The 22,792-nt window shown below is 74.4% G+C and carries 13 protein-coding genes; 8 read left to right on the top strand and 5 right to left on the bottom strand.

Features of this window, described 5'->3' with window-relative positions; genetic code table 11:
• Position 1: 1 nt before the first annotated feature.
• Positions 2-2,914 carry a BTAD domain-containing putative transcriptional regulator gene (locus OF117_RS11800; protein ID WP_263553032.1) on the bottom strand — a complete coding sequence of 971 codons (2,913 nt, stop codon included), beginning with the start codon at positions 2,912-2,914 and terminating at the stop codon, positions 2-4.
• 150 nt (positions 2,915-3,064) lie between these two features.
• Between OF117_RS11800 and OF117_RS11795 the strand changes: the two genes are divergently transcribed.
• The 4 genes from OF117_RS11795 (at position 3,065) to OF117_RS11780 (ending at position 7,954) form a co-directional block, all read left to right on the top strand.
• Entirely contained in the window at positions 3,065-4,177 is a 1,113-nt protein-coding gene (locus OF117_RS11795; protein ID WP_263553031.1) for a class I SAM-dependent methyltransferase, read from the top strand.
• A gap of 56 nt (positions 4,178-4,233) precedes the next feature.
• Positions 4,234-5,070 (top strand): alpha/beta fold hydrolase, encoded by an 837-nt coding sequence (locus OF117_RS11790; RefSeq protein ID WP_263553030.1) that lies wholly within the window; start codon positions 4,234-4,236, stop codon positions 5,068-5,070.
• Positions 5,071-5,128: 58 nt separating this feature from the next.
• Positions 5,129-6,016 carry an alpha/beta fold hydrolase gene (locus OF117_RS11785; RefSeq protein WP_263553029.1) on the top strand — a complete coding sequence of 296 codons (888 nt, stop codon included), beginning with the start codon at positions 5,129-5,131 and terminating at the stop codon, positions 6,014-6,016.
• Between the two features lie 801 nt (positions 6,017-6,817).
• The gene (locus OF117_RS11780) at positions 6,818-7,954 is read left to right on the top strand and encodes an SPL family radical SAM protein (protein ID WP_263553028.1); all 1,137 of its coding nucleotides are present in this window, start codon (positions 6,818-6,820) and stop codon (positions 7,952-7,954) included.
• Positions 7,955-8,054: 100 nt separating this feature from the next.
• On the opposite strand, the gene fdhA is transcribed toward OF117_RS11780, so the two are convergent.
• Positions 8,055-9,275: a formaldehyde dehydrogenase, glutathione-independent gene (gene fdhA / locus OF117_RS11775; protein WP_263553027.1), complete on the bottom strand. Its 1,221-nt coding sequence runs from the start codon at positions 9,273-9,275 to the stop codon at positions 8,055-8,057.
• A gap of 348 nt (positions 9,276-9,623) precedes the next feature.
• Here fdhA and yaaA point away from each other — a divergent pair, with 348 nt between their 5' ends.
• The 3 genes from yaaA to OF117_RS11760 all read left to right on the top strand — a co-directional run bounded on the left by yaaA (position 9,624) and on the right by OF117_RS11760 (position 14,553).
• A complete protein-coding gene (yaaA, locus tag OF117_RS11770; protein WP_263553026.1) occupies positions 9,624-10,373 on the top strand; it encodes a peroxide stress protein YaaA in 750 nt (249 codons plus the stop codon).
• 149 nt (positions 10,374-10,522) lie between these two features.
• The gene (locus OF117_RS11765; RefSeq protein WP_263553025.1) at positions 10,523-13,126 is read left to right on the top strand and encodes a SpoIIE family protein phosphatase; all 2,604 of its coding nucleotides are present in this window, start codon (positions 10,523-10,525) and stop codon (positions 13,124-13,126) included.
• Positions 13,127-13,140: 14 nt separating this feature from the next.
• Positions 13,141-14,553, top strand: a complete 1,413-nt coding sequence (locus OF117_RS11760) for an amidase (protein ID WP_263553024.1) — start codon at positions 13,141-13,143, stop codon at positions 14,551-14,553.
• A 58-nt stretch (positions 14,554-14,611) separates the two neighbouring features.
• Here the strand turns inward: OF117_RS11760 and OF117_RS11755 are convergent, their stop codons facing one another.
• The 3 genes from OF117_RS11755 to OF117_RS11745 all read right to left on the bottom strand — a co-directional run bounded on the left by OF117_RS11755 (position 14,612) and on the right by OF117_RS11745 (position 21,345).
• Positions 14,612-15,766, bottom strand: a complete 1,155-nt coding sequence (locus OF117_RS11755; protein ID WP_263553023.1) for a MalY/PatB family protein — start codon at positions 15,764-15,766, stop codon at positions 14,612-14,614.
• Between the two features lie 67 nt (positions 15,767-15,833).
• Complete coding sequence (locus OF117_RS11750; protein WP_263553022.1) at positions 15,834-20,801, bottom strand: NAD-glutamate dehydrogenase; 4,968 nt, start codon at positions 20,799-20,801, stop codon at positions 15,834-15,836.
• A 178-nt stretch (positions 20,802-20,979) separates the two neighbouring features.
• Positions 20,980-21,345 (bottom strand): phage holin family protein, encoded by a 366-nt coding sequence (locus OF117_RS11745; protein ID WP_263553021.1) that lies wholly within the window; start codon positions 21,343-21,345, stop codon positions 20,980-20,982.
• Between the two features lie 171 nt (positions 21,346-21,516).
• Between OF117_RS11745 and OF117_RS11740 the strand changes: the two genes are divergently transcribed.
• Complete coding sequence (locus OF117_RS11740) at positions 21,517-22,707, top strand: ATP-binding protein (protein ID WP_263553020.1); 1,191 nt, start codon at positions 21,517-21,519, stop codon at positions 22,705-22,707.
• Positions 22,708-22,792: the final 85 nt, after the last annotated feature.

Raw genomic sequence — 22,792 nt, 5'->3', positions numbered from 1 at the left:
GTCACGCAGGTTCGACGCGCACCGCCGCATCGGCGAGCGCACGCCGTGTATGGGTGAGAGTTGCGGTCCAGGTGAGCGTGCAACCGGCTTCGAAGCTTGCGGCGGCCGGCTGGTCACCGAGGCGATCTCGGACCGTTTGCAGCGCCTCGCCGATGCGTTCGGTGTCGATGGCGAAGTTGGGTCGGATGTCGGCCCGAGCGAGCACGGCTCCGGCCAGAACGGCCGCGGCCTCGTGGGCGTCGCATCGGGCGAGGAGGACGACGATCTGCTGCAACGTCCAGGCCAGCGCCGCTTCGTTGCCCAACTGGACCCATTGCTCGAGCACACCGGGGAATGCTTCGAGCGCCGCGTGCATGGAACCGGTACGAGACTGGAGTGCGGCGGCAGAGCTCGCGGCCATGGTCCTGAAGAGCCGCGAGTCGGCTCGGTCGGCGAACTCGATGGCGGTCCGGTAATGCGTCGCCGCCTGGTCTGCGTCGGTGTCGGCGGCGACTTCGGCGGCCAGATAGTGCGCCCAGGCCAGTGCCGTCGGGTTCGCCGAGCGGACGGCACGCGGAAGAGCCTCGGCCACCACGTCCGCCGCCTCGGCGGTTCGCTGACCGTTGATCAGGGCGTGCGCGACGGCCAGCTCGGCGAGCAAGGCTGGCCCGGGTTCGCCGCGCGCGTGCCGCAGGGCGGCGTGCCGCCGGTAGTGGGCGACTGCGTCGTCGGTGTGGCCGAGGAACATGGCGATGTCGGCAGCGACCCCCATCGGCAGGGCCGCCGGAAGGGCGTCGGGGCCGCCGGCCAGCTCGATGCTCCTCGCGGCGATGGCGGCCGCTTCTTCGAGCCGTCCCGCCGACCAGGTGGCTGCCGCGGCCGTGCCCAGGGCCGCGGCGGAGTCGGGGTCGGCGCACGCCCAGCTCACCGCCGGCAGACCCCAACGGAGTAGGTCGAGCCGCTGACGGAAGTAGGCGAAGTCATAGATGTCGCCAGTCAGCCGCAGGGCGAGTCGCCGATCGTTCTCGGCTGCGTATTCCCAGGCGGCGTGCAGGTCGGGAGCCAGCCGGGTCAGCGTGTGGACAGCCAGGTCCTCCTGCTCGGTCCACAGCCGCGGGCTGGTGTGGCTGAGCCGGGCGGCGGTGTCCCGGGCGTGGCGGTCCCGGAAACGGAGGGACTCCCCGCTGTCACCGAGCCGCCGGGTCGCGAACGCTCGAAGTGTCTCCAGCAGCCGGAATCGGTCCGGGGGGACTTGCTGGACCAGCGACTTCTCCACCAGCCGGGCCAACAGCCCGGCTACGGCACCGTGGTGCACGGTGTCGTCCGCGCAGACGGCCTCCACCTGGTCGAGGGAGAACTCTGCCGGGAACACCGCCAGCCGCCGGAACAGGGCCGCCTCCTCGCCGCCGAGCAGGTCGTGCGACCACTCGACGACGGCACGCATCGTCCGGTGGCGCTGATCGGCGGTGCGCCGGCCACCACCGAGCTCGCCGAGGCGGTCCGCCAGCCGATCCGCGACGGCGGCCAGCCCGAGACCGCCGGCCCGCGCGGCCCCGAGTTCTATGGCGAGCGGCAGGCCGTCCAGGCGGTGACAGAGCTGCGCGACGAGTGCCAGCTCGTCGTCGTCCGGTGGCCGGCCGAGGCGTGGCATTCGGGCGAGGAACAGCTGCACCGCCGGGTTGTCGCGGTCCGCCCCGACTGGCAGCTCCAGTGGCGGCAGCGTGTGGACCACCTCGTCGTCGAGCGCCAAGCGTTCCCGGCTGGTGACCAGCACGGCGAGGTCGGGCGCCTCCTCCACGATCCGGTCGACCACGGCGGACAGTGGATCGAGCACGTGTTCGGCGTTGTCGAGCACCAGCAGGCCGCGCGCGGTGGCGAGCGCCGCGGACAACGCACCCACCGGGTCCGGGCCGGGAGGCACTTCCACGCCGGTGGCCGCGGCGATCGCCTCGATCACCCGCGGCGGTGGCACGGGTACCAGGTCGACCCACCACACCGGCCGATCGGCCCCCGCCCACCGGTGCCCCAATTCCAGCGCGAGGCGAGTCTTGCCCACCCCGCCGGGGCCGACGAGGGTGACCAGCCTGTTCTCCGCCAGCACCGCCGCCAGTCCGACCAGGTCCTCGTCCCGACCGATCAGCGACGACGGGCGACGCGGCAGGCGGGCGGGCGGAACCCGGCCTGGGCGGCGGATCGGCTCGGCTGCGTCCGCGCGCAGAATGCGGGCGTGCAGCTCACGCGCCTCGCGTGAGGGATCCAGGCCCAGGTGCTCGCGCAGCACCGCACGGTGGTCCTGGTAGGCCTTCAGCGCGTCGGCGGTCCGGCCGGCGGCCGACAGGCTCCGCATGAGCAGGAGCACCGGCCGCTCGGCCAGCGGGTGGGCGACCACGAGGTCGGCGCCGGAGGCGACCGCCTCGTCGATGCGACCGGCGCGCAGCAGCGCCTCGACCCGGTCCTCCGCGGCGACCCGCCTCTCCTCCTCCAGGCGAACCGCGCTCGCGCGCGCGAAGGAGTCGGCGAACTCGCCGAACGCGGACCCCTGCCAGCGCGCAAGCCCACGGTCGAACAGCTCCACGGCCTCGGCTGGACTGCTGGTCAGCCGCGCGCGGGCGGCGCGGCAGTCCTCCTCGAACAGAGCGGCGTCGGTCGGCTCACCGGCCAGCTCCAGGCGGTATCCCCGGGGCCCGGTGACCAGCATGGTGCCGGCCGGACCGAGCGCGCGGCGCAGCCGGCCGACCGCGACGTGCACGGCGTTGTCCACGTCGACGGGCGGCCGGTCACCCCAGGCGGCCTCGGCCAGCCGATGCGTGGAGACCAGTGCGCCGGGAGACAGCAGCAGGGCGGCGAGGAGGGCGCGCCCCTGCACCCCGCCAGGTGTGCGCACCAGCCCGTCGTCGGTGTCCACCCCGACCGGACCGAGTACCCGGAACCGCATGCCGCCTCCGGAAGGCGCCGAGGCGTCCAATCGTGGCACGCGGCCGCCGTCAGCGGAATGTCACCGAGCCGTCAGGCGCCGAGGCGAGCCTGACTGCAGCGGCCGCCCGAGCCGGCCGCATCCGCCGGATGGACGACGCGAGGAGCCACCATGACCATGCTGCAGGAGCCCAGGCCTGCGTCTGCTGCGGCCGAACCATCCGCCGACGAGGTCGCCGACCGGGTGCTCGCGGCAGCGCTCGGCGCCTTCGACACGCTCACCGTGTACCTCGGCGACCGGCTGGGGTGGTACCGGATCATGGCCGGCGCGGGCCCGCTCTCACCGGCGGACCTTGCCGACCGCAGCGGGACGAACGAGCGCTACGCCCGGGAATGGCTGGAGCAGCAGGCGGCCAGCGAATGGCTGGTCGTCGTGGAGCCCGATGCGCCGGGTGGCCCGCGCCGGTTCCGGCTGACCGACCCGGCCGCGGAGGTGCTCACCGACTCGTCCAGCCTCGCCTATCTCGCCCCGCTGACCCGGTTCGTCGCCGCGGCGGCGGCGCAGCTCCCGGCACTGGCCGAGGCCTACCGCTCGGGTGGCGGCGTCAGCTGGGCCCAGTTCGGTAGCGACGCACGCACCGGACAGGCCGACATGAACCGCCCCTGGTACGAGCGCAAGCTCGCCGGCGCCCTGCGCGGAGTCCCGGACCTGCATGAACTGCTCGACCGTTCGGGGACCCGGATCGCCGACATCGGCTGCGGGGAAGGCTGGTCGACCATCGCGCTGGCCCGCGCCTACCCGGAAGCCACGGTGCGGGGCTATGACCCCGACGCGCCGTCGACGGCAGCCGCCACGGAGCACGCCGGCGCGGGCGGGCTGACCGACCGCGTGGCCTTCGCCACAGCCGACGCGGCCACCGCCCTGCCGGAGGCCGCCTACGACGCCGTCTTCGCCTTCGAGTGCCTGCACGACCTGCCGCGCCCGGTCGAGGTTCTGACCGCCGCGCGCCGCGCTCTCCGCCCCGGCGGGGTGGTCGTGGTGATGGAGGAAGCCGCGGAGGAGGAGTTCGCCACACCGGCCGGGGAGGTCGAACGGCTGCTCTACGGCTTCAGCACGCTCGTCTGCCTCCCCGACGCCATGTCGCACCGGCCATCCGCCGCCACGGGCACCGTGATCCGTCCCGGCACCGTCCGCGCCTACGCCCAGCAGGCCGGTTTCGCCGCCGTCGCCGTGCTGCCGATCGAAGGCTTCGGCTTCTGGCGCTTCTACCGCCTCGTCCCGTAACCGCTGGCTGCTGGCTGCCCCGACCGGCCGCTGGACCCCACGCCTGAGAGGTCACCATGACCACCATCGCTGCGCCTCCCTCGGCGGCGCCCGCCTACGTCACATCCAGCGACGGCACCCGGATCGGCTACTGGCGGTCGGGCAGCGGCCCCCCGCTCGTGATGGTGCACGGCGGCATGGCCGACCACACCACGCTGGCCAGGGTGGTGCCGCTGCTCGAGTCCCGGCTGACGGTGTACGCCGTCGATCGCCGTGGCCGGGGGGCCAGCGGCGACGGCCGGAACCATGCCATCGAACGGGAGTACGACGACATCGCCGCGGTGGTCGACGCCGCCGCGCGGGACAGCGGCGGGACGGTCGCCCTGTTCGGCCACTCCTTCGGGGCGACCTGCGCCCTCGGGGCGGTCCTCCGCGCCCCGGACGTCGGCCGGCTGATCCTCTACGAGCCGGCGTTCCGGGGCGTGTTCGACTACCCCGCAGGGCTGCTCGACCGGATCACCGCCCTGGTCGCCGCCGGACGCGCCGACGAGGCCCTCGCCGCGGCCTTCCTGGAACGGGTCGGCGTCTCGGCCGCCGAGCTGGACGCTCTTCGGGCGCTGCCCTCCTGGACCGCCCGGATCGGCTCGGCCGCGACCGTGCCACGCGAGTTGCGCCTCGACGCGACCTTGGCCTTCGACCCCGCCCCCTACACCACCTGCACGACCCCGACCCGGCTGCTGCTCGGCGAAGCCAGTCCCGCGGGCCAGCGGTCGGTCGTCCGGTCCATCGCCTCCGCGCTCCCCGGCGGTCGGATCGTCGTGCTGCCCGGCCAGGGTCACATGGCCCAGGCGACCGCACCCGAGCTGGTCGCCAACGCGGTCATCCCCTTCATCACCGAGCCGGCCGGGGCGTGAATCCACCAGCACCTGCAGGCAGCGCTTCGAGAGGAGACGCTTCGAGAGGAGACCGGAGATGGGATCACACATCCGCGCGGGCGGCCTCGACATCTGGACCGACCAGGTGGGCGACGGACCCGACGTCCTCTTGATCGGCGGGGGCGGCGACACCGTCGAATCGTGGCAGTTCCAGCTCGACGGGCTGGCCGACCGCTACCGCATGACCGCCTTCGACAACCGGGGCGCCGGCCGGACGGCGATGCCCGACGGCCCGGTGACGGTCGAGATGATGGCCGACGACGCGGCCGCCGTCCTGGACGCCCTCGGCATCCGGTCCGCGCACGTGGCGGGCTTCTCCGGCGGCAGCATCGTCGCCCAGGAGTTGGCGCTGCGCCGTCCCCACCTGGTCCGCAGCCTCGTCCTACAGAGCACCTGGCCGGTGATGGACGGCTACATGCGCTCCTGGCTGCGGTTCGTCGGCTGGCTGGTCGAGGTCGCGCCCAGCGAGCGCGCCTTCCTCGAGGCGTTCTTCCTCGACATCTACACCGCACGTGCCCACAACGACGGCACCGTCGCGGCGTTCATCGAGGAGGTCCTCGCCTTCCCGCACAAGCAGTCGGCAACGGACCTCCAGCGGTACCTCGCCGCTTTCCTGGACCATGACACCAGCGATCGCCTGCCGCGGATCACGGCACCTACGCTGGTGCTGGCCGGCGGCAGGGACTCGACCTCCCGGCCCGAGTTGTGCCGAGCCGTCGCCGAGGCGATCCCCGGAGCCCGGTTCGAGGTGCTACCGGGCGAGGCACACCAACCCTTCCAGGAGATCCCGGACCGGTGGAACACCCGGGTCGACGAATTCTGGCGGGAAGCCGAGGCCCGGACCACCACGGCGCCCCGCCTCGGCAGAGTGCCGGACGCCGATCGGTTCGTGACGGCAGACAGGAGCACCCGACCAGGCCGTTGAAGTAGATTCCCGGCGCCGACGAGGGTGTCCTGCGCGGCTGTCGGCAACGCCGGCCGCCGCAGCACCCCGAGATGGTGGCGGCGAACACGGCGGCGAAACCGATCAGCACGACGGGCGGACTCGGTCGAGGGTCGAAGCCCGTAGCCGGGTCATCCACGACGTACGGGTATCCACGAGCTGTCGACAGGGCAGCAGCCAGCCCCTCGGGGGTCCCACTCGACGCCCCGCTCGCGAGCCGGCAGGTTCGCAGAGGTCTGCGAGGTCGTCCGCACGTTCTCTCGTGTCCGCTCGATCACCGAGGGGCTCGACATCGGCGCCGACGCCTACGGCTCCAGTGGGATCGATCGTGAGCGCGAAGGACTTGAGCACTCCGAGGAGCCGGCGGAGTCGCCCTTCGGGATGACGTCCGGTGGCGGTGCGCATCGCCTTGACGAGCGCTTGGCCGAGCACCACGGGGAACCCTGCACTGGCACCGACCTTCGCCGTGATCCAACGCCGCTCGCTGGCCCGGCTCAGCAGTTCGATGAGCAGGACCGTCTTGCCCACGCCGCGGAGACCGTTGAGGATCCAGCTGCGCTCGCCCTCCCGTACTCCTCGGCGCGTCTCCGACCTACGTCGAAGGCGTTGAGGGTCGACTCCCTACGGCGAGAACAGAAAGACGACGACCGGCGCCCGGCCTGAACGGGTCGAGGACCGGATCCACGATCAAACTTCATCGGTGCGTGCATGGGCTTGCGTTGCACGGCGATAGACGAGTTGATCTCGGCCATGGGACGTATCCGACTCGTCGGAAGACACCGGATGCCGGCGTCGTTGCAGGTGGTGATGCCCATCGCGCTCGCCGCTCCCCCGTCCCCCACCCCCGTCGCTCCTCCGCCGACCCGGCTCTGGACGCCGAAGCGCGTGCTGGTCACCCGCTCGGCCGCCGAGCGCCCGCACGGGCAGCGGATCCTGGCCCGCCTCGAGACGGCCGGCGTCCAGGACGTCGAGCTGCTGGCGGGCGACCGGCTGCCCAACCTCCGCGGCGACGGTGACCGCGCCGCGTTCATGCGCGCCAAGGACACGATGGCCGTCGTCGTCGGCGCACCCTCCAAGAGGAAGCTGCAGCCGATCCCCCCGTCGGCCGATTGGCGGTTCGACCTGGCCGAGGGCTGCCCGGCGCACTGCCAGTACTGCTACCTCGCCGGCTCGCTCTCCGGGCCGCCGATCACCCGGGTGTTCGCCGACCTCGACGAGGTGCTGAGCGGGCTCGACGGCTACGTCGGGCGCGGCTCGGTCACCTCCGGCACGCTCGAGCGCGGCGGGGAGGGGACGACGTTCGAGGCGTCCTGCTACACCGACCCGCTGGCCATCGAGCACCTCACCGGCGGCCTGGCGGCCGCGATCACCCACGTCGGCACGCACGACTGGGCCGGGCCGGTGCAGCTGCGGGCGACCACGAAGTTCGACGACGTCGCCGACCTGCTCACCCTGCCGCACGGCGGGCGGACCCGGCTGCGCTTCTCGGTGAACGCGGCCACGGTCGCCCGCCGCTTCGAGGGCGGTACCAGCCCGGTCGCGGGCCGGCTCGCCGCGCTGGGGGCTGTCGCCGCCGCCGGCTACCCGGTCGGCGTGACCATCGCACCGATCATCCCGGTCGACGGCTGGCGCGAGGAGTACGCCGACCTGCTCGACGGCGTCCGCGAGGCCGCGGGGGACGCCGACCTCACGGTCGAGTGCATCACCCACCGGTTCACCCCGGGCAGCAAGGCGACGCTGCTCGACTGGTACCCGCGGACCAAGCTGGAGATGGACGAGGCGAACCGGACGGCGAAGCGCGGCAGGTTCGGCGCGGTCAAGCACGTCTACCCGAGGGAGACGATGGCGCAGCTGCGCGGCTGGTTCGAGCGGGCGGTCGCCGAGCGCCTGCCCGGCGCCCGCCTGCTCTACTGGACCTGACGGAGGACCCCTCGCCCCCTCGAAGGACCCCCCTGCCCCCGCCGCTCGCGAGCTCGCGGCGGGCCCCTGCGAGAGGGCCGGTGGGGCGAAGGGTCTTCTGTCAGGCGGCGCCCACCATGCCGTGCGGGTCGAGCACGTACTTCTTCGCCGCGCCCTGGTCGAACTCCTGGTAGCCCCGCGGCGCCTCCTCCAGCGGGATCACCGTGGCATTGACCGCCTTCGCGATCTGCACCTTGTCGTGCAGGATCGCCATCATCAGGCCGCGGTGGTACCGCATCACCGGGCACTGGCCGGTGGTGAAGGAGTGCGACTTCGCCCAGCCCAGGCCCAGCCGGATCGACAGCGCTCCGACCTTGGCGGCCTCGTCGATGCCGCCCGGGTCACCGGTCACGTACAGGCCGGGGATGCCCAGCGCCCCGCCGGCGCGCGTGATGTCCATCAGGGAGTTGAGCACGGTCGCCGGCGCCTCCTGCCCCGAGCCCGGACCGTGCCCGCGCGCCTCGAAGCCCACCGCATCCACGCCGCAGTCGACCTCGGGGACGCCGAGCAGTTGCTCGATCTGGTCCTTCGGGTCGCCCTTCGAGACGTCGACGGTCTCGCAGCCGAAGCTGCGGGCCTGCGCCAGCCGGTCCTCGACCAGGTCGCCGACGATGACCACCGCGGCGCCCAGCAGCTGCGCGGACGCCGCCGCGGCCAGGCCGACCGGGCCGGCACCGGCGATGTAGACCGTCGACCCGGTGGTGACCCCGGCGGTGTAGCAGCCGTGGTAGCCGGTCGGGAAGATGTCCGAGAGCATCGTGAGGTCGCGGATCTTCTCCAGCGCCTGGTCCCGGTCGGGGAACTTCAGGCAGTTCCAGTCCGCATAGGGCACCATGACGTACTCCGCCTGGCCGCCGGTCCAGCCGCCCATGTCGACGTAGCCGTACGCCGAGCCGGGGCGGTCGGGGTTGACGTTCAGGCAGATCCCGGTCTTGCCCTCCTTGCAGTTGCGACAGCGGCCGCAGGCGATGTTGAACGGCACGCTGACGATGTCGCCGACCTCGAGGAACTCGACGTCCCGGCCCTTCTCGACGATCTCGCCGGTGATCTCGTGGCCGAGCACGAGGCCCTCGGGGGCGGTCGTGCGGCCGCGGACCATGTGCTGGTCGCTGCCGCAGATGTTGGTGCTGACCGTCTTGAGGATCACGCCGTGCGGCGTCTGCCGGCCGACGTTCGCGGGATTGACCCCCGGGCCGTCCTGCAGTTCCAGCTTCGGGTAGTCGAGATCGGCCACCTCGACCTTGCCCGCGCCCATGTACTTCACAGCCTTGTTGCCTGCCACCGTGCCCCCTGTCTCTCCTGCGATCTCAGCGCCCGCGGCCCCGTCGCCGCGACGCTTCGGCCGCGCCCACGGGCGCGGACACCTCGACGAACCGGTCGACCGACGTCCCCGGCGGCACGGCGACGGGCGGGTGGCACCGGGACACCGCGGTCGGCAGGTGCGGAGGCCGGGCACGGGGGGCGGCGGGACGACGGGTGCGGACGGCGTCCATGGCGGCACCCCCTCTGCTCGACGGGCCTCCGTGTGCTGCAGCTCACAACCGCGCGCGAGCGCTGGTCAAGGGTGTGCAACGTCGCCGCAACGGTGACCACCGACCTCGCGTCGGCCGGACACGTAGCGTGGCCCGCCGTGCTCGTGCTGCTGCCTCCGTCGGAGACCAAGGCCGCCGGCGGGGAGGGCAGCCCGCTCGACCTCTCCGGCCTCACGGCCGCCGACACGTTGACCGCCGTCCGGGCGCCCCTGGCGGAGTCCCTGGTCGGGCTCGCGGACGACGTCCCGGCGTCCCGCCGGGCGCTCGGCCTGTCCCCCGCCCAGGACGGCGAGATCGCGCGCAACGCCACCCTCCTCACCAGTCCCACCCGGCCGGCGGTGGAGCGCTACACGGGCGTGCTGTACGACGCGCTCGACGTCCGGTCCATGACCCGCGCCCAGCGGTCGCGCGCCGGCCGTCGGCTGGCCATCGCCTCGGCGCTGTTCGGCCTGGTCCGCGCCGACGACCCCATCCCCGCCTACCGGCTCTCGGCCGGGTCGACCCTGCCCGGGCAGCCCACCCTGCGAACCCTGTGGCGGCCGGCCCTCTCGCCCGTGCTGGCCGGCGTCGACGGGCTCGTCGTCGACCTGCGCAGCGGGTCCTACGCCGAGCTGGCGCCGCTGCCGGAGGCGGTCACCGTGCAGGTGCTCGGCGAGCGCGCGGACGGCTCGCGCACGGTGGTCAGCCACGCGAGCAAGGCGCACAAGGGCCGGCTCGCCCGGCTGCTCGCGACCACGACCGGCGAGCCGGACGGCGTCGTCCGGCTGCGGGCGCTGCTGCGCCGGGCGGGGTTGCACGTGGAACACCCGGGCGGGTCCCGCCTCACCCTCGTCGTCCCGGTCCCCTGACGTCCGGGTGACGCCGGGGACGTGATCTGCACCGGATTCGTTGCGCACGGCAGACAGGACGTGACATAAAGCAGGTCCCGGGCGGTGCGACCGGTAACCCTCCGGTCCCCGCCCGCGTACCCCGGCCGTTCGCCGGGCAGGAAGGCTCGGTGGACTACTCCGTGAGTGCGACGGCCGGTGGCGCCACCCTGGGCGCCCGCGCGGCGGCGGCTCTGCAGCGCGATGTGGCGCGCGGCCACGAGGCCCGACGGCTGCGTCCCCGCGGCGGCAGCTCCCCCGCGCTCGACCGGCTGGCCGAGCTCGCCACACGACTCCTCGGCGCGCGCGCGGGGCAGGTTTCGCTGCTCGACGACGCCCAGCTCGTCGCCGGCGGCGCCGGGTTGCCGCTGGACGCCGTCGGCAGCGAAGGGCCGCTCGAGACGTCGTTGTGCACGGTGACCGCGGCGGTCGCCGACGCGGGGGCCCTGGTCGTGCGGGACGCCGGGCAGGACGACCGCGTCCGCGATCTGCCCCCGGTGCGGTCCGGGGAGGTCGGTGCCTACCTCGGGACGCCCCTGAGGACGTCGACCGGCCTGGTCGTCGGCGCGCTGTGCGTCTTCGACCCCGAGCCGCGCGACTGGTCCGACGCCGACGTGGCGACGCTGCGCCAACTGGCAGCCGCGGTCCTGACCGAGCTGGAGCTCTCCGCGCTGGTCAGCGAGTACGAGGGCGACCGGATGCGGTGGAGCCTGGCCATCGACTCGGCCGGTATCGGCACGTTCGACTGGGACCTGCGCACCGGGGAGCTCCTCTGGGACGACCGGCTCATCGAGATGTTCGGCTACACCCCGGACACCTTCGAGCACACCATCGCGGCGTTCAACGACCGGCTGCACCCCGACGACCTGCCGCGCGTCACCGAGGCCCTGCAGACCTGCATCGACGCCTGCGGCGAGTACGACGCCGAGTACCGCGTCGTCCTGCCCGGCGGGGAGACCCGGTGGGTGCACGCGCGGGGCCGGGCGCTGGCCGACGGGAACGGGCGGGCGGTGCGCGTGCTCGGCGCCGCCTACGACACGACCGGGGAGCGCGCCGGCGAGGCGCAGGTGTCCCGGGTGCTCGAGGCGATGCCGGCCGCCTTCTTCCAGCTCGACCGCGACTGGCGGTTCACCCACCTCAACGCCGAGGCCGAACGGCTGCTGGGCCGCACCCGCGAGGAACTGCTCGGGGCGGTCATCTGGGAGACCTTCCCCGCCGCGGTCAACAGCCCGTTCGAGGACCACTACCGCGGCGCCGTCCGGACCGGTCGACCGGTCGCCTTCGACGCCTACTACCCCGCGCCGCTCGACGGCTGGTACGAGGTCCGTGCCTGGCCGACCCCCGGCGCGCTGGCCGTCTACTTCCTGGAGATCACCGAGCGCAAGCGGGTGCAGGAGCAGGCCGAGCGGTCGGCGCAGCGCCTGGCGTTGCTCGCCCAGGTCAGCGCGGAGCTGGCGGGCACCCTCGACGTGCAGGCGGCCACGGCGCACCTGCCGCGGCTGGTTGTGCCCGCGCTCGCCGACTTCTGCATCGTGACCTTGGTCGACGCCGACGGCCGGCCCCGCGACGTCGGCCACTGGCACGCCGACCCGGCCGCGCGCCGGGTGCTGGCCCGCTACGCCGCCGTGCGGATGGACGCGATGCCCGTCTCCGCACCCGTGGCGCGGGCGCTGCACACCGGGCAGCCGGCGACCTTCTCCGGCGGCGCCGTGCTGGAGCTGCTGCCACCCGGCCAGGCCCGCGACCTGCTGGGCCTGCTGGCGCCGGCGACGGAGGTGGCGCTCCCGCTCCGTGCCCGCGGTCGCACGGTCGGGCTGCTCACCCTCTTCTACTCCGCCGGGCACTCCCCCACCGAGGACGACGTCTCGACCGCGCAGGACGTCGCCGACCGCGCCGGTCTGGCGCTGGATAACGCCCGCCTGTACGCCGAGCAGCAGCAGCTCGCCGAGGGGCTGCAGCGGAGCCTGCTCACCGAGCCGCCCGAGCCCGACCACGCGGAGATCTCCGTCCGCTACCTGCCGGCGGCCGAGGCCGCCCGGGTGGGCGGCGACTGGTACGACGCCTTCCTGCAGCCCGGCGGTACGACGATGCTCGTCATCGGCGACGTCGTCGGCCACGACACCGCCGCCGCGGCCGCGATGGGCCAGCTGCGGGGGCTGCTGCGCGGCATCGCCACCTACAGCGACGCCGGCCCGGTCGAGGTGCTGCGCGGCCTGGACACCTCCATGGCCACCCTGCAGCTGCGCACCCTGGCCACGGCGGCGGTCGCCCGCTTCGAGCAGACCGACGACGAGCGCCGGCGCGGGCTGACCCGCATGCGTTGGGCGAACGCCGGCCACCTGCCCCCGCTGGTGATCAATCCCGACGGGAGCGTCGCCGAGCTGGCCGCCTGGACCGGCGACCTGCTGCTCGGCGTGGACGCCGAGGTCGACCGGCAGGAGTCCGTGGTGACCCTCGACCGCGGGTCGACGGTGCTGCTCTACACCGACGGGCTCATCGAGCGGCGCGACGCCGACCTCGACGCCGGCATGGTGCGGCTGCGCGAGGCGCTGATCGAGCTGGCCGACCGGCCGCTGGAGGAAATGCTGGACGAGGTGCTCGAGCGGCTGGTGCACGGCCGCCCGGAGGACGACGTCGCGCTGGTCGCCGTCCGCCTGCACCGGCAGGACGCGCCGCGGCCGCCCGAGGCCGGGCCGCAGCGGGTGCCCCCGACCGTCCCGCCGGACCCGGCGTAGGGCACGCTCGCGGCGTGAGCGACGACCTGTGCTTCCGGCCGGCGACGGAGCTGGCCGCCCTCGTCCGCCGGCGGGAGGTGTCGGCGCGCGAGCTGCTCGAGGCGCACCTGACCCGCATCGAGGCGGTCAACCCCGGCCTCAACGCCATCGTCACGCTGGACGCCGAGGGAGCGCGGGCGGCCGCGGACGCCGCGGACGCGGCGCTGGCCGCCGGCGAGACCGTCGGCCCGCTGCACGGCCTGCCCGTCGCCCACAAGGACACCCACGCCACCGCCGGCATGCGGACGACCTGGGGGTCCCCGCTGCACGCGGACGACGTGCCGGCGCGCGACGAGCTGGTGGTCGCCCGGCTGAAGGCGGCCGGGGCGATCCGGGTCGGCAAGACCAACGTGCCCGAGTTCGCGGCCGGCTCGAACACGTTCAACCCGGTCTTCGGCGCCACCCACAACCCCTGGCGGCACGGCCTGTCGGCCGGCGGGTCCAGCGGCGGCGCCGCCGCCGCCCTGGCCGCCGGTCTGGTGCCGCTCGCCGAGGGCAGCGACATGGGCGGGTCGCTGCGCAACCCGGCCGCCTTCTGCAACGTGGTCGGGCTGCGTCCCACACCCGGGCGGGTGCCGACCTGGCCGTCGACGCTGGCCTGGTCGCAGCTGTCGGTGCAGGGCCCGATGGGCCGGACGGTCGCCGACGTGGCGCTGCAGCTGTCGGCCACCGCCGGGCCCGACCGGCGGGTGCCGATCTCGCTGCAGGACGGTGGCGCCGTCTTCGCCCCTCCCCTGGAGTCCTCCCTCACCGGCCTGCGCGTCGCCTGGGCCCCCGACCTGGGCGGCCGGGTGCCGGTCGACCCGACCATCGTCTCGGTGCTCGCCGAGTCGGCGGCCGTGTTCGAGAAGCTCGGCGCCGTGGTCGACGAGGACTGCCCCGATCTCTCGCTCGCCGACGAGGTCTTCGGCGTGCTGCGCGCCTGGTCGTTCGAGGCCTCCTACGGCGACCTGGTGCGCCGCAGCCCGGAGAAGGTCAAGGAGACGATCCGCTGGAACGCCTCGGTCGGTGCCGCGCTCTCGGGCGCCGACATCGGCCGGGCGGAGGCGGCGCACACGAAGCTGTTCGAGGAGGTGGTCGGGTTCTTCGAGCGCTACGACGTCCTGCTCGCCCCCACCACGCAGGTGCTGCCCTTCCGCGTCGAGGTCGAGTACCCGACCGAGGTGGCCGGCGTGCCGCAGCACGACTACCTCGGCTGGATGCGCTCCTGCACGCTCGTCTCCGCCACCGGGTGCCCGGCGCTCTCGGTACCGGGCGGCTTCACCCCCGACGGTCTGCCGGTCGGGCTGCAGGTGGTCGCCGCGCCGCGGGCCGACCGGCGGCTGCTCGAGGTCGGGCACGCGTTCGAGCAGGCCACCGGCTTCGGCCGCCGCCGTCCACCGCTCTGACCGGCTCTACGAGCGTCTAGCGCGGCCGCTAGACGGGGCCAGACGCGGCTCGACGCCGTCATCGCCCCGACCGGAGGGCCCGCGCCATGCCGGCGACCGCGGTGTCGACCACCTCGGCGCTCGTGCCGAAATTGAGCCGCACGTGACCGCTGCCCGGCGCGCCGTAGCGCGGTCCGGGTTCCAGGGCGATCCGGGCGCGCTCGAGGACGGCGTCCCGGGGCCCGTCCCCCTCCCCGAACCGGCGGCAGTCGAGCCAGGCCAGGTAGGTGGCCTCGGGCGGGTGCCAGCGGACCTCGGGCAGCCGCGCCGCGAGCAGCCCGGCGAGCTGCGACCGGCGGCGGTCGAGGGTCAGCAGCAGCCGGTCGAGCCAGGGCTCGCCGTCGGTGAAGGCGGCGATGGAGGCGAGCACGCCGAAGTGGCCGACGCGCCAGCGCAGGTCGGCCGGCAGCCGGCCGAGGAGCTCCGCCGTCCGCGCCGAGCCGGCGACGACGGCGGCGCACTTGAGGCCGGCGAGGTTCCACGCCTTGCTGGCCGAGACCAGGCTGACCGCCACGTCGGCGGCCCCGGGGAGCGTCAGGATCGGGGTGAACGTCGCGCCGGGCAGCACGAGCGGGGCGTGGATCTCGTCGGCGACGACCGTCACCCCGTACCGGCGGGCCAGCTCGACCAGGGCGCCGAGCTCCTCGGCGGCGTGCACCCGGCCCACGGGGTTGTGCGGGCTGCAGAGCACGTAGGCGGCGGGGCGGTCGGCGAAGGCCCGCTCCAGTGCGGGCAGGTCCAGCCGCCAGCCGTCGTCCGTGCGCCGGAGCGGCACCTCGACGGTCGTGGCACCGGCCTCGGGCACCCAGTTGAAGAACGGGGAGTACACCGGTGGGCTGAAGACGACGGTGCGCCCCGGCCCGGCCAGCACGCGGAGCAGCTCGACGACGCCGACCCCGACGTCCCCCACGGCGGCCACCCGGGCCGGCTCGATCTCCCAGCCCCAGCGGCGCCCGGCGAAGCCGGCGACCGCCTGGCCGAGGACCGGCGCCGCCATCGCGTAGCCGGTGTCGGACCGGCCGACGGCCGCGTGCAGCGCCTCGGCGATCGGCTCCGCGAGCGGGAAGTCGTGCTCGGCCACCGGCAGCGGCAGCACGTCGGGCGGGAAGGTGCGCCACTTGGCGCTGCGTCGCTCGCGCAGCACCTCCAGGGGGGCCACCGGCAACTCGTCCACACCGCCACCCTGCCCGGCGGCGGCTCCCGGCACTCATCGAGGGGAGGCCGCGGACGCGCGGCCGCCGTCACGCCCGCCGGCGGAGGCCGCGCAGGGTCCGGACGGCGACGAGCAGTTCCGCCAGCTCGTGCCGGTCACCCGCCACGATGTCGGCCAGCTGAGCCGCCGCCCGCCGCTGGGCGCCGTCCCAGCCCTCGACCCACGCCCCGACCAGCCGCTCGGCGCCGTCGGCGTCGCTGCGGCGCAGGGTGAGCACGTCGGCCGTCAGCGCGGCCTGCTCGGTGGCCAGGTCGTCGCGCAGCGAGGCGCGCGCCATCGACGGCCAGCGGCGGTCGCGGGGCAGCCCGATGACCCGCTCGCGCAGCGGCACCAGCTCCAGCCGCTCGGCCAGGCCCTGCATGACCTGGCCGGCGAGCGCGATCGGCGCGCCGGTCTGCTCGGCCACGACGGCCAGGTCGAGCGCCGCGGGCAGCAGCGGCACGACCGCGACGTCGGCGGCCATCCCGGCGGGCACGCCGGCCGCTTCCAACCGCCGGGCGCGCTCGGCGTACGCCTCCGCCTCGGCGCCCAGCAGCCACCGCGGCAGCCCGGCCCGGACGGCGGCCACCGGCGCGGCGAACCGGTCCGTCACCTCGGCCAGCGGCGCGGGCTGTTCACCCACCAGGGCGGGCAGGCGCAGCAGCCACCGGGCGGCGCGCTCGGCCAACCGCGTCGCCTCGGTGCGCAGCTCCACCTGGACGGCGGCGGACACGCGGTTGTCCAGGGGCCGGACGGCGTCCCACATCCCGTCGATGCCGAACGCCGCCCGGGCGACCGCGTGCGCGCGCACCACCGCGACCAGCGGCACGCCGGTCTCCTCGGCGAGGCGGAACAGGCCGGTCGTGCCCGCGACGTTGACCGCCCGGTTGGTCAGGGCGGTGGCGATGATGTCGCGCCGCAGCGGGTGCTCGACGACCGCCTTGCGGTAGCGCTCGCGCAGCGGTCCGGGGAAGTAGTCGACGAGCAACGCCTCCAGCGACGGGTCGTCGGGCAGCGTCGAGCTGCGCACCACGGCGTCGGTGGCCAGCTTGGCGTAGGCCAGCAGCACCGAGAGCTCGGGGCTGGTCAGCGCCTGCCCGTCGCGGCGGCGCTCCCGCAGCTGCCGCTCGTCGGGCAGCGCCTCGACGGCGCGCGACAGCTGGCCGGAGCGCTCCAGCGCGCGGATGAACCGCTCGTGCGCGTCGAGCAGGCTGCGCGCGGCGGAGACCTCCGCGGCGAGGACCGCGTTCTGACCGTGGTTGTCGGTGAGGACCGCGGCGGCGACCTCGTCGGCCATCGCCCCGAGCAGCTCCGCGCGGCCGTCGGCGTCCAGCGCGCCGTCATCGACCACCCGGTTGAGGGCGATCTTGATGTTGACCTCGTGGTCGGAGGTGTCGACGCCGGCGGAGTTGTCGACCGCGTCGTTGTTCACCCTGCCGCCGTGCAGGGCGTACTCCACCCGGCCGCGCTGGGTCAGCCCGAGGTTGCCGCCCTCCGCGACGACCCGCACCCGCAGCTGTTCGCCGTCGACCCGCACGGCGTCGTTGGCCTTGTCCCCGACGTCGAGGTGCCCCTCGCTCGACGCCTTGACGTAGGTGCCGATGCCGCCGTTGAACAGCAGGTCGACCGGCGCCAGCAGCACCGCCCGGATCAGCTCCACCGGGGTCAGCGCGTCGACCGCGGCGTCCAGCCCGAGCGCGGTGCGCATCTGCGGTGAGACGGGCACCGCCTTCGCCGTCCGCGGCCAGACCCCACCGCCCTCGCTGATCCGCGCGGGGTCGTAGTCGGCCCAGGAGGAGCGCGGCAGCGCGAACAGCCGGCGGCGTTCGGCGAACGACGCGGCGGCGTCGGGCGTCGGATCGACGAAGACGTGCCGGTGGTCGAAGGCCGCGACCAGCCGGATCTTCTCCGACAGCAGCATGCCGTTGCCGAACACGTCACCGGACATGTCGCCGATGCCGACGACGGTGAACTCGTGCCTCTGCACGTCGAGGTCCAGCTCGCGGAAGTGCCGGGTCACCGACTCCCACGCGCCACGGGCGGTGATGCCCATGGCCTTGTGGTCGTAGCCGACCGAGCCGCCCGACGCGAAGGCGTCGCCGAGCCAGAAGCCGCGCTCGACCGCCACCGAGTTGGCCAGGTCGGAGAACGTCGCGGTGCCCTTGTCGGCGGCGACCACGAGGTAGGTGTCGTCACCGTCGTGGCGGACCACGCGGTCGGGCGGCACGACCGCGCCGTCCACCAGGTTGTCGGTCAGCGCCAGCAACGCCCCGATGAACAGCCGGTAGCAGGCCTGCCCCTCGGCGAGCACCTCGTCGCGGCTCGCGCCCTCCCCGGGCGGCCGGCGGACGACGAAGCCGCCCTTGGCGCCGGTGGGCACGATGACCGTGTTCTTCACCATCTGCGCCTTGACCAGGCCGAGGATCTCGGTGCGCAGGTCCTCGCGGCGGTCGGACCAGCGCAGCCCGCCGCGCGCCACCGGGCCGAAGCGCAGGTGGACGCCCAGAACCCGGGGCGAGCTGACCCAGATCTCGCGCCACGGCCGCGGCTGCGGCACGTCGGGCACCCCGGACGGGTCGAGCTTGAGCGCCAGCGGCAGCGGGGGTCCGGCGCCCGTCACCGCGTAGTAGCTGGTGCGCTGGGTGGCCAGCACCGCCGACAGCAGCGCGGTGAGCACGCGGTCGGCGTCCAGCGAGTCGACCGCGCCGATCGACTCGCGCAGCGCCTCGACCAGCTCCTGCTGCCGCGCCTCACGTCCGGCCGGCTGCCGCGGCGAGAAACGGGTCTCGAAGAGGGCGACCATGCGGGCCACCACGCCGGGGTGGGCGGCCAGCGTCTGGTCGACGTACTCCTGGCCGAAGTTCAGCCCGGCCTGGCGCAGCCACTGCACGTAGGCCCGGACGACGGTCACCTGCCGCCAGTTCAGCCCGGCGAGCAGGACCAGCGCGCCGAGGCCGTCGTCCTCGGTGTCGCCCCGCCACACCGCGGACACCGCCTCGGTGAAGCGCTCGGGCAGGGAGCGCGTGAGCGGCAGGTCGCCGGCCGGGACGGTCACGCCGAAGTCGTAGATCCAGGTGGGCGGGGCGCCGATGCGGTCGATCTCGTACGGCCGTTCGTCGACCACCTCGACGCCCATGTTCTGCAGCACCGGCAGCACGTCGGAGAGCAGCAGCCGCTCCCCCACCCGGTAGATCGTCAGGCGGTGCTCCCCCGGCGCGGCGTCCCGCGGCGTCCACAGCCGCAGCGCCGACTGCCCGACCGCCAGCTCGTCGAGCCGGGCCAGGTCGTCGACGGCCCGGTCGGCGGTGAAGTCCTCCTGGTAGGCGGCGGGAAAGGCGTCGGCGACCCGGGCGAAGATCCGGTCGGCCTCGGCGCCGTACCGGCCGGTGAGCGCGTCGGACAGGTCGTCGGTCCAGCTGCGGGCCACGGCGGCGAGCTCGGCCTGCAGCGCCTCGACGTCGACGTCCCGGGGCTTGGTGGCGCCGCGCCGCCCGACCGGCAGCCGGACGACGAAGTGCAGCCGGGTCAGCACCGACTCGGTGGACCGCGCCGTGTACTCGATGCTGGAACCGCCCAGCCGCTCGAGCAGCAGCTGCTGCATGGCCAACCGCACCTCGGTCGTGTACCGGTCGCGCGGCAGGTAGACCAGCGCCGACCAGAACCGCCCGGTGGGGTCGCGGCGGAGGAACAGCCGGGTCTGCCGGCGCTCCTGCAGGTAGAGCACGGCCAGCGCGACCGGCAGCAGCTCGTCGGCGCCGACCTGGAACAGCTCGTCGCGCGGATAGGTCTCCAGCACGTCCAGCAACTGCTTGCCGGTGTGGCTGTCGGCGGGGACGCCGGAGCGGGCGACCACCTCGGCCACCGTGCGCCGGACGACGGGCACGTCGAGCACGCTGGCCGTGTAGGCGACGGTGGGGAGCAGGCCGACCAGGCGGTGCTGGCGGGCGCCGTCACCGTGGTCGACGGGGAGGCTGACGGCCACCAGGTCCAGCCAGGCCGGGCGGTGCACGGTGGAGCGCGCGTCGGCCTTGGTGACGGTGAGCAGGTGCCGCTCCGGAGCGCGGATCGCCTCGGGCAGTCGGACGACGGCGGCGCTCATGTCGGTGTCGCTGCGCAGCACACCCAGGCCGGTGCCGGGCACCGGGCGCTCGGTCGACCGGCCCCGACCGGGCGCCAGGTCGACGTCGCGCGCACCCAGGAAGACGAAGTGGCCGTCGGCCAGCCAGCGCAGCAGCGCGGCGGCCTCCGCCGGGTCGTCGGCTGGTTCGAGCAGGTCGGCCGCCGGCCGGCCCGCGACCCGCTGGTCGAGCCGGTCGGCCAGCTCCAGCGCGCGGGCACGCATGCGCTGGGCGTCCTCCTCGACGGCGCGCACGTCGGCGAGCACGGTGCGCAGCCCTGTGACGAGGTCGGTGGCCGACTCCTCGTCCAGGGGGCCGTCGAAGACCACGGCCATCCACGACTCGGCCAGCGCGTCGGCGCCGCATTCGGCCGGGTCGGCGCTGTCGCAGAAGGCCTCCAGGCGGCCGGTGAGGTCGCGGCGGACGACCACCACCGGGTGCACCACGTGGGTCAGCGGGATGCCCTGCCGGACGACCTCCGCGGTGACCGAGTCGACGAGGAAGGGCATGTCGTCGGTGACGATCCGCAGCACGTCGCGCCGGTCGGGCTGCCGCTCGACGGCGATGGTGACCGCGCCCCGCGGCCGGTTCTCGGCCAGCCGCAGGTGCCCCAGCGCCAGCCCGGCGAGCTCGTCGGGATCGTGGCCGAGCACCTCGGCGGCCGGCTCGCTCCAGTAGAAACGGTGCAGCAGCGCCGGCAGGTCGGCGACCGCGCAGCCGTCCGGCAGCCGATCCCGCGGGCCGAGCTCGGCGGCCGATTCGGCCGCGCGGTCGAGCAGGCGTCGCTTCTCGTCACGGGCGGCTTCCAGCGCGGCGAGCTCGGTGAGAGCCGCCTGCGGGGCACCGCCGTCCGGGTCTCGTCGCGGGATGTCCGTGACGGCACCGGTGGTGCTGGCCATGCCAGGGCACGCTAGCGCCCTCCCCGTCGCCCGTCACGACGACGCGGCCCGCTGCCGAACCGGTGGCCCCGTCCCGAGGCTCCGCCCCGAGCCTGCGAGAGTGAGGACCTCCCTACCCCCCACCGCTCGCACGCTCGCGGCGGGACCCTGCAGGGAGGCCGAGGCAGAGGGTCCTTCTTCAGCGGTCGAGCAGCTGGTCGGCGAGCCAACCGCCGATCGCCAGGATCAGCCCCCCGACGACGGCGGATCCGACACCGTCGACGGTGAGCCGGTCGCTCAGCGCCGCCGTCAGCCCGAGCAGCGCCGCGTTGATGACCAGCAGGAACAACCCGAGGGTCAGCAGGATGAACGGCAGCGACAGCAGCCGGACCACCGGCCCGACGACGGCGTTGACGACGGCGAACATCAGGGCGATCCACAGGAACGTGCCGGTGACCCCCAGCGGGGCGTCCTCGTTGCCCACCACGTCGACGCCGGGCACGAGCCGGGTCGTCACCCAGAAGACCCCGGCCATGAGGACGACCTTGAGCAGGAAACCCACCACGGTGATCACGCTAGCGGCGGCGGTGCCCGTCGGGCCGCATCTGCGCGGGTCTACACAGCTCTAGCGTCATCGGTAGAGCGCGCTCGACGGCCCTCGACGGCCGACGACACGCGCTAGCTGCTTCTACCGACGTCTACGGACGGCGCTAGACGAGCCCATACGCTGCTCGACGTGGACCCGGTGCGGAACCCCTACGCGCCCGGCGCCGGCCAGCGCCCTCCGGAGCTGGCCGGCCGGGACGCCGAGCTGTCGGCCTTCGACGTCGTCCTCGAACGGATCGCACGAGGCCGGCCGGAGCGCTCCCTGGTGCTCACCGGGCTGCGCGGGGTGGGCAAGACCGTGCTGCTCAACCAGCTGCGGTCGGCCGCGATCAGCCGGGGGTGGGGCACCGGCAAGATCGAGGCGCGGCCCGAGCAGTCGCTGCGGCGGCCGGTCTCCTCCGCGCTGCACATGGCGCTGCGGGAGCTGGGCCCGCGGCACGGCGACCAGGAGTCGATGGACGCCGTCCTGGGCGTGGTCAAGGCGTTCGCGCAGCGGCAGACGGCCGACGCGAAGGTCCGCGACCGCTGGCAGCCGGGCATCGACGTGCCCGCGGCCAGCGGGCGCGCCGACTCCGGCGACATGGAGATCGACCTGGTCGAGCTGCTCACCGACGCCGCCGGCGTGGCGGCCGACGTCGGCAGCGGCATCGCGCTGTTCATCGACGAGATGCAGGACGTGCAGACCGACGACGTCTCGGCCATCTGCGCCGCCTGCCACGAGCTCTCCCAGCAGGGCGCCCCGCTGATCGTCGTGGGCGCGGGCCTCCCCCACCTGCCGGCGGTGCTGAGCGCCTCCAAGAGCTACTCCGAACGGCTGTTCCGCTACCTGCGCATCGACCGGCTCGACCGACCGGCCGCCGACCGGGCGCTGCTGGCGCCCGCCGAGCGGGAGGACGTCGGCTTCGAGGAGGCCGCGCTCGACGCGCTGTACGAGGCCGCCGACGGCTACCCGTACTTCGTGCAGGCCTACGGCAAGGTCACCTGGGACGTCGCCGCCTCCTCCCCCATCACCGCCGCGGACGTCGCCATGGCCGCGCCGGTCGCCGAGGCCGAGCTGGCCGTGGGCTTCTTCGGTTCCCGCTACGAGCGCGCCACCCCCGCCGAGCGCGAGTACATGCACGCCATGGCCGAGCTGGGCGGGCCGGGCGGCACCGCGGTGGCCACCTCGGAGGTCGCGGTGTCCCTGGGCCGCAAGCCCGCCTCCCTCTCCCCCGCGCGCGACTCGCTGATCAAGAAGGGTCTGGTCTACTCCGCCGAACGCGGCCAGATCGCCTTCACCGTGCCGCACTTCGGCCGCTACCTGCTCGACCACCCCGACTGATGAAGGACCACCCTTCCCCCCACGCCTCGCAGGCTCGGCACGGGTCCCTGAAGGGTGGCCGCTCCAGCACGTCACCAGGCTCGGC

Source organism: Geodermatophilus sp. YIM 151500, from assembly GCF_025716945.1.
GTDB lineage: Bacteria > Actinomycetota > Actinomycetes > Mycobacteriales > Geodermatophilaceae > YIM-151500.
This window is presented reverse-complemented; position numbering and strand designations above follow the sequence as displayed.

Excerpts from the sequence above, each read along its gene's own strand:
- OF117_RS11800 (WP_263553032.1), bottom strand. The coding sequence starts at position 2,914 with ATGCGGTTCCGGGTACTCGGTCCGGTCGGGGTGGACACCGACGACGGG.
- OF117_RS11795 (WP_263553031.1), top strand. The coding sequence starts at position 3,065 with ATGACCATGCTGCAGGAGCCCAGGCCTGCGTCTGCTGCGGCCGAACCA.
- OF117_RS11790 (WP_263553030.1), top strand. The coding sequence starts at position 4,234 with ATGACCACCATCGCTGCGCCTCCCTCGGCGGCGCCCGCCTACGTCACA.
- OF117_RS11785 (WP_263553029.1), top strand. The coding sequence starts at position 5,129 with ATGGGATCACACATCCGCGCGGGCGGCCTCGACATCTGGACCGACCAG.
- OF117_RS11780 (WP_263553028.1), top strand. The coding sequence starts at position 6,818 with ATGCCGGCGTCGTTGCAGGTGGTGATGCCCATCGCGCTCGCCGCTCCC.
- OF117_RS11750 (WP_263553022.1), bottom strand. The coding sequence starts at position 20,801 with ATGGCCAGCACCACCGGTGCCGTCACGGACATCCCGCGACGAGACCCG.